Raw genomic sequence first — 12,461 nt, 5'->3', positions numbered from 1 at the left:
GAGAGTGGATGATTCGTCCCTCGGTTTTGCTACTGCTGTGTTGCTCGCTGCTGCTGCCGATGCCGGCGGTTGCGCGGCTGCCCGGGCCGCTGCAAGCCGTACCGGCGGCCAAGGTCCGTGACCTCACGGATATCCGCAGCAGTCGCGTGCTGCGCGTGCTGGTCAACCAGAGCCGCAACAGCTCCGGCGAAGTCCAGGGCCAGGCCATCGGTGTCGAATACCATCGCTTGCGCGCTTTCGAGCAATACCTCAACGGCCACGCCCGCGACGGCCAGGAAATCACCCTCAAGATCATTCCCAGGGCCAAGGATCAACTGCTCGGTGCGTTGCAGCGCGGGGAGGGCGATCTGGTAGCCCCCGGCGAACTGCTCGACCTGCAGCCGGGCTTTGCCGTCAGCAGCAGTGAACCGGTTGCCAGTAACATCCCGTTGGTGCTGGTGGGGATCAAGGGCGAGCGTCGTTACACCCGTCTCGAACAACTGTCGGGTAAAACCCTGGCGTTGCCCAACGGCAGCGCCGCCGGTGACGCCATCAGCCAGATCAATCAAAAGCTGGCGTTGCACAAGCTGCCTCCCGTCAAGATCGAGTGGGTCGACCCGAGCCTGGCAGTCGAGGACGTGCTGGAGATGGTCCAGGGCGGGATCTTCCACCTGACCATCGTCGAACAACCGATTGCCGAGCGCTGGGGCAAGATCCTGCCGAAATTGCGTGTCGATCGCCAGGTGCTCATCAGCGAGCCAGGCGAAGAGTTCTGGTTCGTGCGCCGCGACGCGTCGATGTTGCGGGCCAGTATCGATCGTTTCCTGGCGGGCTATAAAAAGCCGTCGGACCAGGATGCCGCGTTTCTGCGCATCTATCGACGCCAGTACCAGGTCCACTATCCCCTGGCCAAGGCTGACCGCCAGCGTCTGGAAAAGCTGCGGCCGGTGCTGCAAAAGCACGCGAGCGCCCAGGACATGGACTGGCTGAACCTCGCGGCGCTGGCGTTCAAGGAGTCCGGCCTGCAGCCCTCGGCCCGCAGTGGCGGTGCGCCGACCGGGCTGATGCAGATCACACCATCAGCGGCGCAACGTGTGGGCGTGAGCAACATTCACGAGCTGGATGCCAACGTGCAGGCCGGCGCCAAGTACCTGGCGATGATTCGCCGCAAGTTCTTTGCCAGCCCCAAGCTCAATGAGCGCGAGCGCATGGCTTTTGTGCTGGCGGCCTACAACATCGGCCCGGAGCGGGTGCAAGGGATGCGCGCAGAAGCCCGGCGCCGCGGGTTGAACCCCAACCAGTGGTTTTTCCAGGTGGAACGCATCGCCATGGAGCAGGTGGGAATGGGACCTGTCAGCTATGTTAATAGCGTGAACAAGTATTACTTGGCGTTCGATCGGGAGCGGGAGTCGTTGGAGCCCCAGGGGCAAAAAGTTGCCCTTCGTAAATGATCGAATAAACTGATTGTTATGGCGGACTTTTTGCGCTTTTAACATGATATTTACTGATTAATATAGCGGCCAACCAACACACACTCTCTAGGGACGACACAACATGAGCACACTGATCAACAAGGTATTGTTTACCCGCGCTGGCTACGGCCTGACCGTTTTGCGAATTTTCGTCGGCATCATCTTCGCTGCCCACGGTTCGCAAAAACTCTTCGGGGCTTTCGGAGGCTATGGCCTGGCGGGCACCGCGCAGTACATGGAAAGCATCGGCCTGGCGCCGGGCTACCTGATGGCGACGCTGGCGGGCGGTACCGAGTTCTTTGCCGGCCTGGCATTGATCATCGGCTTGCTGGTACGTCCGGCGGCACTGGGCCTGACCTTCCTTTCGCTGGTGGCGATCTTTACCGTTCACATCAGCAACGGCCTGTTCATGGCCAACAACGGCTATGAATTCGCTCTGGCGTTGCTCGGCGGCAGCATCGCGGTGCTGATCGAAGGGGCTGGCAAGCTGTCGGCGGACCGCGCCATCGCCGGCTGAAGGCTTTCCAGGTAGACAAAAAAATGCCCGTATCATTGGATACGGGCATTTTTGTTTGTGCATCAGAACCCGAGTTTGTCGCGCAATCCGTAGTACCACGCACCCAATGCAGCAAAGGGGGTACGCAGCATTTGCCCGCCGGGGAACGGGTAGTGGGGCAGGTCGGCAAAGGCGTCGAAACGTTCCGCCTGACCGCGCAATGCCTCGGCCAGGACCTTGCCCGCCAGGTGCGTGTAGGTGACGCCGTGGCCGCTGCAGCCCTGGGAGTAGTAAATGTTGTCGCCCAATCGCCCGACCTGAGGAAGACGTGACAGGGTCAGCAGGAAATTTCCGGTCCAGGCGTAGTCGATTTTCACATCCTTGAGCTGCGGGAACGCCTTGAGCATCTTCGGACGGATGATCGCTTCGATGTTCGCCGGGTCCCGTGCGCCATACACCACGCCGCCGCCGAAGATCAGGCGCTTGTCGCCGCTCAGGCGGTAGTAGTCGAGCAGGTAGTTGCAGTCTTCGATGCAGTAGTCCTGGGGCAGCAGGCTTTTCGCCAACTCATCGCCCAGGGGCTCGGTGGTGATCACCTGCGTGCCGCAAGGCATCGATTTGGCCGCCAGCTCCGGCACCAGGTTGCCCAGGTAGGCGTTGCCCGCCACGATAACAAACTTGGCCTTGACCTTGCCCTGTGGCGTGTGGACGACCGGGCTGGCGCCGCGCTCGATCCGCACCGCTGGCGACTGCTCATGAATGGTGCCGCCCAAGGACTCCACGGCCGCCGCTTCGCCCAGCGCCAGGTTGAGCGGATGCATATGCCCGCCGCTCATATCGAGCGTGCCACCGATGTATTGATCGCACGCCACGACCTCGCGGATGCGGCGCTGGTCCAGCAACTCCAGCTGCGTATGCCCGAAACGCTCCCATAGGCGCTTCTGGGATTCCAGGTGGTCCATCTGTTTGGCCGTGATGGCGGCAAACACGCCGCCGTCCTTCAAGTCGCATTGAATGTTGTACCTGGCCACCCGATCACGAATGATCCGGCCGCCTTCGAACGCCATCTGCCCCAGCAACTGTGCCTGCCGGGGGCCGACACTGCGCTCGATCACATCGATATCGCGGCTGTAGCTGTTGACGATCTGGCCGCCATTGCGCCCCGACGCACCGAAACCCACCCGGGCCGCTTCCAGCACCGTCACCCGAAAGCCGTGCTCCAGCAGGAACAGGGCCGAGGACAGCCCGGTATAACCGGCGCCGATCACGCAGACATCAGTTTCCACCTCACCCTGCAAGGACGGACGCGGCGGTACCGCATTGGCCGATGCGGCGTAATAGGACTCTGGGTAAGGGGTGTTCGCCATCCTGCAGCCTCTGTTTAATAAATTTAACGAGTGTGTCGATCCTACCCGAGTTGAAAAAACGCCGCCAGCCACCGGAAAATCTTCTTCCCCACAGAAAAATTAAATATTTTGCATTTTCATAGGGTTAGCTCGAAAAAAGGTGTTGACACCCCCCCTGAATTCCGTAGAATGCCGCCTCACAGCAGGCACGTAGCTCAGTTGGTTAGAGCACCACCTTGACATGGTGGGGGTCGTTGGTTCGAGTCCAATCGCGCCTACCAAACAAAATCCGCTCTGCTGGGCGGTCTGGAAGGGCTCACCGAAAGGTGAGCCCTTTTTTGTTGCTTTGAATTTTTGCATAACGTTCACAAAGTATCGGGTTCGTTCACACTGGGCATTGTGCATGCCTTGGGCTAACTGATACCTCCCCAGTATCGAACACGTACTCGCACTCCAAGAGAATCGTCATGAAGACAGGGATAGCGGCAGTGATCGCACTGACGGCGACAACGAATGCATGGGCAGCGCAGGACTACCGTTGCACGATTGAAAGCACCGTCGCCGCAAAAGAAAAGCCGATAAACCGAATCTACATCGGCAAACAGTTCACCGTAGAACGGCGGACGGGATTAATGGCGGGTGGCCTGAAGAACTCCTACGTCACCGACCCGCAAGTCATTGACTACGGATCGACTCAGAATAGCTACAAGGCTGTAGCAACCATGCGCAAGGACCAGGGGGCTGGAGTCGGCTCAAGCATCTATGCCTTGACCGTCAACGAGTACGAAGAGGATGCCAGAAAACCATTCATCTTCCTCAGTAATGACGAAGCATTCCTGGGTTGGTGCGAGCACTTCTGACGACATAAGCATTTGCGGCTTGCTGTTCCCGACCTCTCCCACTGAATGCACGAGAGAAAAAGGGAGCTGATTTATTTTCCATTCAGTCCAAAAAAGGGAAGGAAAAATAAATCCGCCCCCTTCTCACTTTTCAGTAGACACCCTCCCGGAATTCCGTAAAATGCCGCCTCACAGCAGGCACGTAGCTCAGTTGGTTAGAGCACCACCTTGACATGGTGGGGGTCGTTGGTTCGAGTCCAATCGCGCCTACCAAACAAAATCCGCTCTGCTGGGCGGTCTGGAAGGGCTCACCGAAAGGTGGGCCCTTTTTTGTTGTCTGGTGTTTGGGGAAACTTTGGGAATATTCATCCCGCCTTTACTTCTCCTACCGCTTCGCCTTCCTCAATCCGTCGAGCCAGTCCACCGCGATCCGGCGTTCAGTCTCGCACTGGAACGGCTCGGCCGCTTTGTTTTCTGTAGGCACGGGGCGTCCTGTACCGGGTCAAGCCTCGGTGGTTGAGGGGTGGAAATCGTCTACAGTTAGGTGTTGTGCCAATGGAGGTAGATATGGAATGCCTAATTTGCGATGAGCCTGCTTCCGACATCGATGTTGGTGATGATTATCAGGAAAGATCCTGCGCGAAATGCGGACACTATCGAATTACCCATACAGCGCTTGTCTGGATGGAAACCCATGGTTGGCGATTCGACGTGAAGCTGACTCGGGCCTGGCTTGCACATCAGCAGGGCTCGGGTCTGATCCCGATTATTGATTCGCGGCAGGCTAGCATTCTGATCCAGGTTTAAGATGCCGTCATCACCTCGAAGCTGAAGGTTCAGCGTTGCTGAGGCACGTCGAGATCGGCGCAATCGGCCACATGCAAAACGCCAATTCGACGCTGTACCCCCACCTCGCATCAATGGATCTGTTTCAACCCCACCGCCTTCCTGGCCAATTTGGCGCGCTCGCTCCAGGCGATGGTGTGACTGGCCTTGTTCCATCGTACTTTTTCGATCGCGCGGCCTGTGGCTTTCTCAATGGCCTGCGCGATGAGCCGGATATTGAGCGTGCTGCCTGCGCACTCTCCGTGATGCAGCAGGGCCGCCTTCCAGGCTTCAAGGTCGCACATGCGCGAGCGCTCGATGATGATGACTTCCTTGGCTCCGCTGGCCACAAAATGGATCTCGTAACGTTCCCTCATTGATTTCGGCATCCCCGCCATTCATCTTTACATGAGAAATATTATCATTTGAGAATGCTGTTCGGGCAAGTCAAATGAAAATCAGTTCGTCCTGGGTTGAACTGCAGGCCGTCAACTGCATCAAAGCAGGACAGGCAACCGGACGTTTCGTGGATTCATTGAGGTGGGAGGTTGATGATGGGGAGGCGGGCGATGATCAAGTTCTTTGCGGCTTACCTGTCCATTTGCCTTTTGCTTGAGTGGACGGTGGTCGAGGCGTCTCCCTGGATTGCCAGCCATGTGTTGCTGCGGTGGATTTTGTAGCGGCGCATCTGCAAGTGGCGGCCGTGCCTTGATACGGTAATTGAGGCGTAAAATAGGCAGTGTTACCTCATCTGAAGGAGTCGCATATGATCTCCGACCAAATGAACAGGCAGGCATCCGATCACAAGGCTGTGTGGGATCAATATTTCTGCGCCGCGTTGATTGCCGAAAGCAATCTGACGGCACCCGTCGTAGGCGGGGCCACCCATGAAGACCGGCAGAATCTGTTGATTGAAAGGGCCAAGGCGCTCGCGGACAAGATGATGGAATGCAGGAAATAACCAGAGCCCAGCCTTCGCGCTGGGCTCTTCACATCGGCGGCGTGGCAACCGTAGCTGGATAATTCAGGCAACCAGCTCGACTTTACCTGTCGCCAGGCGATAAATGCCCCCCACTATTTTCAACTGCCCCTTGCTGAGTGCGTCAGTCAGCAAGGGCGTGGCTTGCTTGAGGCGTTCGATCGAGTTCTTGATGTTTTGCACGGTCGCGTTTTCCACCAGGTCGCCTGGCTGACTGCTGACCTGCTCGATAGCGGATTTGAGTGCATCCGTCAGTTTTGGGATTTTGCCGGGGAACACCGTGTGATCCTTGACGGCTTTCACGCCAGCCTCGATGGCGCCGCAGCGCTCATGGCCCAATACCAGGATGAGCGGTGCGCCGAGCACGGCCACGCCGTATTCAAGGCTTGCAAGGCCTTCGTCGGTGACGAAGTTGCCGGCCAGGCGTACGGCGAAAAGATCACCCCGTGCGGTATCGAAAGCGTATTCCGGGGCGATGCGCGAGTCAGAGCAACTCAGCACTGCCACGAAAGGATTCTGGCCGGAAACCAATGCTTCTCGTTCATCCTTGAAGTCGTGCGTTTCGGAGTTACCGCTGACATAGCGTTCGTTGCCCGCCATCAACCTTTTCAGGGCCTCATCCGGGCTGATGACGTTTTTGGGTTTTGGCGGCGCGGAGGTTGTCTCGGCTGCCTGGATTATTCGGCTCGGCAGGGCGCCCGCCAATAGCAGGGCACCTGCTCCCAATCCGGCAAGGCGAAGGAAACGACGACGCTCATGGATAGTTGTTGCGGAGTTTGAATCACATGATTCACACATGATTTGTGTACTCAGGTCAATTCGGTGGGAATGACTGCTTGGGGGTAGTGCCTCGAAGAGCTTCGGCACTGGAGTGATGGAGTCTAGTAGGTCTGTAACATTATGTTTTGCGGGCAAACCCTTGGTTCATGGACTACTACTGACAGGCTGATTCGACTTCGTCCTTACAGGAGTTTCCCGATGCTGGCTCATTGGTTGCTTGCAGCGATTCATCTTTTGGCGTTTGCGCTTGGGTTCTGGGCTGTCCTGGTGCGTGGCACGGCCTTTCGGCGCCTGGCTGTCGGCGCGGGAGAGGCTCGCGATGTATTGGTCGCAGACAATATATGGGGCATTTCTGCCCTTGTGCTGCTGGTTACCGGTGGCATGCGCGCCTTTGGCGGTTTCGAAAAAGGCACGGACTACTACCTGCACCAGCCGTTGTTCCATCTCAAGATGACGTTGTTGGTCCTTATCCTGCTACTGGAAATCGCGCCCATGGTGACGTTGATCAAATGGCGGGTTGCACGGTCGCGTGGCGCGGCTATCGATACCTGGCGCGCAACGCTGTTTTCACGCATCAGTCATATTGAAGCGGGGCTGGTGTTGCTGATGATGGTGGCGGCCAGCGGGATGGCGCGCGGCATCACATTTGGTTGACGGCGGGGGTGTCGGGGGAAGACGCAGGCAATAGTGCGCTGGAATCTTTAGCCAGCCGTCGTTGCGGGGCGAACGGGCTGGCTACTGACTGCGACAGGCTTCAGGTTTGTGGCTTTTCCGGAGCGGTCAGGCCGGCCTGAATGCGCTGATAGATTTCTTCGCGATGTACTGCGACGTCTTTCGGGGCGTTGATGCCAATCCGGACTTGCTGGCCGCTTACGCCCAGGATGGTGATCGTAATGTCATCACCAATGTTTATGCTTTCACCGACTTTGCGGGTGAGTATCAGCATGGTCTTCTCCTTGATTGCTTCGTGGGGCACCTGATTCGGACAGTGCAGAGGTCGGTGTTATGTATAGATTAGTGCGAAGTCTCACGCTTTGGGTGCCTCTTTCTGACGCGCAGATACAGCATTAATTCCCAAGGCGTAACTATACAGAGGCCGCCATCATGATTCTCGTTGTTTTGCGCCCATTTTGTGGCACTCGCGAAGTATTCATGAATGCTAAAATCCCCCGCTTTAAGCATTCAGAGGGAAACGCTGTGCGCAAAATGGTCTTGGCAATCGCGGTATTGGCGCTGGCGGGATGCGGTGAAGGCAAGCGCGAGGAGGCATCCAAGCCGCAGCCTGCAGCGGCGGCGACGTCGACACAGGTCACGGGACCACAGTGGGATCTCGAAGTGCGGGGTGAAACGCCCCAGGCCGTCAGCGATCTCAGCGGCTGGCTGATCGAGCACAGCTTCATGTCCAACGTGATCAGGGAAAATGGCAAGACCCGGATCCTGATGGGGCCATACAGCTCCAAACAAGAAGCCGATGCCAAGCAGGCGCAGGTGAATGCCGCACTGATCAAGGCGAAGAAGCAGAACATTGAAGTGCTGGTGCTGGAGCGCCCGACGGTTCAGTAAAGGCATAAGTGTGTGGCTGAAAAAAGAAGGCTTGGGGTGTGCAGCCCCAGGCCTTCTTTTTTCAGCGGGCGATCAACCGCAGGCTTTCATGTCGACCGGACCGACGAACTCGTTGCCACGCCCCATGACACACGCCACGCTCTGGTTGCGTTGGCGTTCCCAGGCTTGCACCGGGTAGGTCTTGTCCCAAGCCTGGTATAGCTGCTGGTCCTGTTTCGACAGGCGCAAGCCATATTGCTTGCTCATGTAGAAATAGGTCCGGGCGATCATGCCGCGGATGGAAGGGCGGGGCATGACTTTTTTCGCCTTGAAGTCGACCTGGGTCAAGCACGAGCCGTATTGGCCCGATTGCACCGGCAGCCAGCCGAAACTGAAATTGCTGCGGTCACCATTGACTTCGCCAATGCTGGGCACCAGGTTGTGCAGGTCGGCTTCGGCCTTCTGGTAGGTCGGGTCGTATCGCGTACAGTTTTTTCGCCCGCCCTCCTGCCAGCACTGGCGCTGATGCCCGATTTGCCAGGCCGGAACAATGTGTTCCCACTCGATGCGTTCGGCGCGCTTGGCGTTTTTGCGCGGCACATAACCACACGCCGCGAGATTCACCTTGTTTCCGGTGTATTTGCAGCCGCAGTAAAACTCGGTGGATTGCGGTGCATACAGCTTCCAGGCGACTTTCTTGGCTTCACTGAACGTGCGCGGCGCATCAGCTTGGGCGCCCATGGCAAACAACAGGAACAGCAAGGCAAAACAACGGACACTCATCGACTCAGTCTTCCTTCGGCACTACCCAGAAAATCTGCACGCCACCGTCGTCGCGATAGGCGAGGGTGACGTTGTCGTTCTCGTCGATTTCTTCGAGCAGGCGTTCCCATTCATCCACGGGCTCGTCCGGCAGGCGGAAGATCAGGGCCGCCCTGGCTTTTTGCGCGGTCGGGCTGTTGATGATTTTCTGTACGCGCAGGCCCATGCGCAGGTAGGTGTCTGGTGAGGCGGAAGTAGTGTCCACAGGATTATCCTTATTAAGCTGTACGTGCATACAGTATTTAACTGTAGGCATTTTCGCAACTGCTTAAAATTCAAGAGAATCGTCTGACAGTGGTTTTTGCAGATTGGTGTAGGGCGAAGTGAGTTTTTTGTAAGGCGGGAGCGGCGAGGGGTGCCCGACCGGAGTCGGTCGGGCGAGGGGCGAATCAATATTCCCAGAACATCCGTTGCAGCTCTTTGCTGTCGTTGGTCTTGGTCAGTGCGACCATCGCCAGGATCCGGGCTTTCTGCGGGTTCAGGTCATGCGCCACCACCCAGTCGTATTTGTCGTCAGGCTGTTCGGCGTTACGCAGGACAAAACCACCGGCGTTGACATGGGAAGAGCGGATGATCTGCACCCCGTCCTTGCGCAGGGTTTGCAAGGCGGGAACGACCCGGGAAGAGACCGAGCCATTGCCGGTACCGGCATGGATGATGGCCTTGGCGCCCGACTGGGCCAGTGCCTTGTAGGCGGTGTCGCCGACGTTGCCGTAGGAGTAGGCGATTTCGACGTCAGGCAGGCTCTGGATGGTCTTGATGTCGAATTCCGAGTCCGTGGTGTGGCGCTTGACTGGCTGGCGGAACCAGTAGGATTTGCCTTCGACCACCATCCCGAGGGGGCCCCAGGCGCTTTTAAACGCTTCGGTCTTGATGTTGATCATTTTGCTGACGTCGCGACCTGACTGGATTTCATCATTCATGGTCACCAGCACACCTTTGCCGCGCGCGTCTTTGCTGCTGGCAACGGCGACAGCGTTGTACAGGTTCAACATGCCGTCGGCCGACATGGCCGTGCCTGGGCGCATGGAGCCCACGACAATGATCGGCTTGTCGGTTTTTTCCACCAGGTTGAGGAAATAGGCGGTTTCTTCCAGGGTGTCGGTGCCGTGGGTGATCACGATGCCATCGACGTCCTTGCTGTCCGCCAGTTCGGCGACGCGACGGCCCAGTTGCAGCAGGTTGTCGTTGGTGATGCTTTCGGAGGCGATCTGCATGACCTGTTCGCCGCGGACATTGGCCAGTTGGCTGAGTTGCGGCACCGCGGCGATCAATTGTTCGATGCCGACTTTTGCCGCTTGATAGGTGGCGCTGTTGGCGGCGCTGGCGCCTGCACCGGCGATGGTGCCGCCGGTCGCCAGGACCACGACATTCGCCAGTTTCTGTTGGGTTTCGACTTCTTTTGCCTGAAGGGCGGCGGGCAGGAGCAGCAGGAGGGCCAAGGTGCCCGGGATAAGGTTTTTCAAAGCAGATGTCATTATTTTTCTCTCTAGTGGTGACGGTGCCGATGCAAGTTCATCTAGATGCGCCCCAAACGGATCTGAACCTTTGGGGTGCTGGAGAAAGAGCAGGACTCGTACCAGTTACAACCAGAATCATAAAAAACACTTAACCTATTGAATTGTTTAGTTATTTAAACGCTCTGTTGATCGGTGATCATCTTGTTTTGTCCGGCTTTCCGACTCTCCGTGAATTTTTCATTCGGCTTTCCGAAAGGATTACGAATCCCATTTAAATATCGGCATTAAAGAAACCTGCTGGCAGGTCGATGCTTCAGTGAAGAATCATCTACAGGGAGTTCACATGTCGTTGACGGTCGGTTTGGCGCATTCAGCGGTTGTTAATATCGGCGGGAAATCTGCGGTTGCCGTCGACACCTTGAGCGACGCGGTATCGGCGCAACAGCCCGGTGCGCCGGAGCAGGGTGAAAAGTCTGTCCGAATGGGGCGGGCGCGCAGGCGGGTGAAAGCGCCGAAGGCGCGGGTAGCCAGCAAAGCGTTGCGGTGCAATTGCTGCTCAAACGCATGCAGGAACTGCAAGAGCAACTGCGTGAGCAACAGCAACAACTGGCGGCTGCGCAAGCCGCGTCCTATCAGTCTGAGGAGGCCAAGGCCATGGCCGTGATGGCGCTCCAGTCACAGATTGCCGATACGTCATCGGCATTGATGCAGGTGGCCGCCAGCCTGGCGAAAGAGTTGACCGGTTCCGGCAGTATTGTCAGCACCTCGGCGTGACCTGGCCTTCTAATGCGTGCGCGCGCAACCTGCGAACGGGGTATGACGGTCGTTGACAAAATCCGGCAAGATTCGCATAGTCAGGGTTCGCAAACGTTTGCGACACCTCTGGATGCCGCCGCGACGTTGCTCACAATAATCATAAGATCGGAGTGAACCCATGAAGCTGCCATTCGCTGGACGTCTTCTTGCTGTCGCAATACTGGCTGGCGCGACCTCCGCGCTGCCTGTTTCTTCGGCGCTCGCCCAGACGCCTGAAAAACCTAAGGTCGCGCTGGTGATGAAGTCCCTGGCCAACGAATTCTTCCTGACCATGGAAGACGGCGCCAAGGCCTACCAGAAAGACCACTCCGGCGAGTTCGAGCTCATCTCCAACGGCATCAAGGACGAAACCGATACGGCCAACCAGATCCGCATCGTCGAGCAAATGATCGTTTCCAGGGTCGATGCGCTGGTGATCGCGCCCGCTGATTCCAAGGCCATGGTGCCGGTGATCAAAAAAGCCGTCGACGCCGGCATCACCGTGATCAACATCGACAATCAGCTCGACCCGGCCGTGGTCAAGAGCAAGAACATCAACGTACCGTTCGTAGGCCCGGATAACCGCAAGGGCGCGCGCCTGGTGGGTGAGTACCTGGCCAAGCAGCTCAAGGCCGGTGATGAAGTCGGCATCATCGAAGGCGTGTCCACCACCACCAACGCCCAGGCCCGCACCGCAGGTTTCAAGGATGCGATGGAGGCGGCGCAGATCAAGGTCGTGTCCGTGCAATCGGGAGACTGGGAAATCAACAAGGGCAATCAGGTGGCCTCCTCGATGCTCAGCGAATACCCAAACATCAAGGCCCTGCTGGCCGGCAACGACAGCATGGCGGTGGGCGTGGTGTCTGCCGTACGTGCCGCGGGCAAGGCCGGTCAGGTCCAGGTGGTCGGTTACGACAACATCAACGCCATCAAGCCGATGCTCAAGGATGGCCGCGTCCTGGCCACCGCCGATCAGTTTGCCGCCAAGCAGGCGGTATTCGGCATCGAGACCGCGCTGAAGATCATCAAGGGCGAGAAAGTCGACAGCGGCACCAACGGCGTGATCGAAACTCCGGTAGAGCTGGTTACACAGTAATTTTCCGGCGACACAATGACGCTCGCCCGT

General features: G+C 57.7%; 16 protein-coding genes, 2 tRNA genes and 1 pseudogene. 12 read left to right on the top strand and 7 right to left on the bottom strand.

The window, feature by feature from the left end:
- Positions 1-8: 8 nt before the first annotated feature.
- Both HFK74_RS26205 and HFK74_RS26200 read left to right on the top strand, forming a co-directional pair.
- Entirely contained in the window at positions 9-1,430 is a 1,422-nt protein-coding gene (locus HFK74_RS26205; RefSeq protein WP_180205999.1) for a transglycosylase SLT domain-containing protein, read from the top strand.
- A gap of 103 nt (positions 1,431-1,533) precedes the next feature.
- Positions 1,534-1,968 (top strand): DoxX family protein, encoded by a 435-nt coding sequence (locus HFK74_RS26200; protein WP_046815536.1) that lies wholly within the window; start codon positions 1,534-1,536, stop codon positions 1,966-1,968.
- Positions 1,969-2,030: 62 nt separating this feature from the next.
- On the opposite strand, the gene HFK74_RS26195 is transcribed toward HFK74_RS26200, so the two are convergent.
- Complete coding sequence (locus tag HFK74_RS26195; protein WP_180205998.1) at positions 2,031-3,314, bottom strand: FAD-binding oxidoreductase; 1,284 nt, start codon at positions 3,312-3,314, stop codon at positions 2,031-2,033.
- Positions 3,315-3,497: 183 nt separating this feature from the next.
- Between HFK74_RS26195 and HFK74_RS26190 the strand changes: the two genes are divergently transcribed.
- The 4 genes from HFK74_RS26190 (at position 3,498) to HFK74_RS26175 (ending at position 4,939) form a co-directional block, all read left to right on the top strand.
- Positions 3,498-3,574: transfer RNA gene (locus tag HFK74_RS26190), tRNA-Val, on the top strand.
- 186 nt (positions 3,575-3,760) lie between these two features.
- Complete coding sequence (locus HFK74_RS26185) at positions 3,761-4,153, top strand: hypothetical protein (protein ID WP_180205997.1); 393 nt, start codon at positions 3,761-3,763, stop codon at positions 4,151-4,153.
- Positions 4,154-4,328: 175 nt separating this feature from the next.
- Positions 4,329-4,405 (top strand) — tRNA-Val (locus HFK74_RS26180).
- A 294-nt stretch (positions 4,406-4,699) separates the two neighbouring features.
- The gene (locus HFK74_RS26175; RefSeq protein WP_180205996.1) at positions 4,700-4,939 is read left to right on the top strand and encodes a hypothetical protein; all 240 of its coding nucleotides are present in this window, start codon (positions 4,700-4,702) and stop codon (positions 4,937-4,939) included.
- 110 nt (positions 4,940-5,049) lie between these two features.
- On the opposite strand, the gene HFK74_RS26170 is transcribed toward HFK74_RS26175, so the two are convergent.
- Positions 5,050-5,346, bottom strand: a complete 297-nt coding sequence (locus tag HFK74_RS26170) for a hypothetical protein (RefSeq protein ID WP_180205995.1) — start codon at positions 5,344-5,346, stop codon at positions 5,050-5,052.
- Between the two features lie 62 nt (positions 5,347-5,408).
- Here HFK74_RS26170 and HFK74_RS26165 point away from each other — a divergent pair, with 62 nt between their 5' ends.
- Complete coding sequence (locus HFK74_RS26165) at positions 5,409-5,573, top strand: hypothetical protein (RefSeq protein ID WP_180205994.1); 165 nt, start codon at positions 5,409-5,411, stop codon at positions 5,571-5,573.
- 150 nt (positions 5,574-5,723) lie between these two features.
- Positions 5,724-5,918 (top strand): hypothetical protein, encoded by a 195-nt coding sequence (locus HFK74_RS26160; protein WP_008057177.1) that lies wholly within the window; start codon positions 5,724-5,726, stop codon positions 5,916-5,918.
- 63 nt (positions 5,919-5,981) lie between these two features.
- On the opposite strand, the gene HFK74_RS26155 is transcribed toward HFK74_RS26160, so the two are convergent.
- Entirely contained in the window at positions 5,982-6,734 is a 753-nt protein-coding gene (locus HFK74_RS26155) for a carbonic anhydrase (protein WP_180206060.1), read from the bottom strand.
- 180 nt (positions 6,735-6,914) lie between these two features.
- On the opposite strand from HFK74_RS26155, the gene HFK74_RS26150 reads away from it, so the two are divergent.
- Positions 6,915-7,370 carry a DUF2214 family protein gene (locus tag HFK74_RS26150; protein ID WP_180205993.1) on the top strand — a complete coding sequence of 152 codons (456 nt, stop codon included), beginning with the start codon at positions 6,915-6,917 and terminating at the stop codon, positions 7,368-7,370.
- A gap of 100 nt (positions 7,371-7,470) precedes the next feature.
- On the opposite strand, the gene csrA is transcribed toward HFK74_RS26150, so the two are convergent.
- A complete protein-coding gene (gene csrA / locus HFK74_RS26145; RefSeq protein ID WP_008057174.1) occupies positions 7,471-7,662 on the bottom strand; it encodes a carbon storage regulator CsrA in 192 nt (63 codons plus the stop codon).
- A 251-nt stretch (positions 7,663-7,913) separates the two neighbouring features.
- Between csrA and HFK74_RS26140 the strand changes: the two genes are divergently transcribed.
- Positions 7,914-8,279, top strand: coding sequence for an SPOR domain-containing protein (locus tag HFK74_RS26140; RefSeq protein WP_180206059.1), 366 nt, complete (start codon positions 7,914-7,916; stop codon positions 8,277-8,279).
- Between the two features lie 72 nt (positions 8,280-8,351).
- Here HFK74_RS26140 and HFK74_RS26135 read toward each other — a convergent pair whose 3' ends face one another.
- The 3 genes from HFK74_RS26135 to HFK74_RS26125 form a co-directional block, all read right to left on the bottom strand.
- A complete protein-coding gene (locus tag HFK74_RS26135) occupies positions 8,352-9,041 on the bottom strand; it encodes an endonuclease (RefSeq protein ID WP_180205992.1) in 690 nt (229 codons plus the stop codon).
- Positions 9,042-9,045: 4 nt separating this feature from the next.
- Entirely contained in the window at positions 9,046-9,336 is a 291-nt protein-coding gene (locus HFK74_RS26130; protein ID WP_180205991.1) for a DUF1654 domain-containing protein, read from the bottom strand.
- Positions 9,337-9,469: 133 nt separating this feature from the next.
- Complete coding sequence (locus HFK74_RS26125; protein ID WP_180205990.1) at positions 9,470-10,558, bottom strand: asparaginase; 1,089 nt, start codon at positions 10,556-10,558, stop codon at positions 9,470-9,472.
- Between the two features lie 325 nt (positions 10,559-10,883).
- Between HFK74_RS26125 and HFK74_RS26120 the strand changes: the two are divergent.
- Together HFK74_RS26120 and HFK74_RS26115 are read left to right on the top strand one after the other, a co-directional pair.
- Positions 10,884-11,314 (top strand): annotated as a pseudogene (locus HFK74_RS26120) (hypothetical protein).
- Between the two features lie 160 nt (positions 11,315-11,474).
- The gene (locus HFK74_RS26115; RefSeq protein WP_180205989.1) at positions 11,475-12,431 is read left to right on the top strand and encodes a sugar ABC transporter substrate-binding protein; all 957 of its coding nucleotides are present in this window, start codon (positions 11,475-11,477) and stop codon (positions 12,429-12,431) included.
- Positions 12,432-12,461 lie beyond the last annotated feature (30 nt).

The organism is Pseudomonas sp. SbOxS1 (genome assembly GCF_013416725.1).
GTDB lineage: Bacteria > Pseudomonadota > Gammaproteobacteria > Pseudomonadales > Pseudomonadaceae > Aquipseudomonas.
This window is presented reverse-complemented; position numbering and strand designations above follow the sequence as displayed.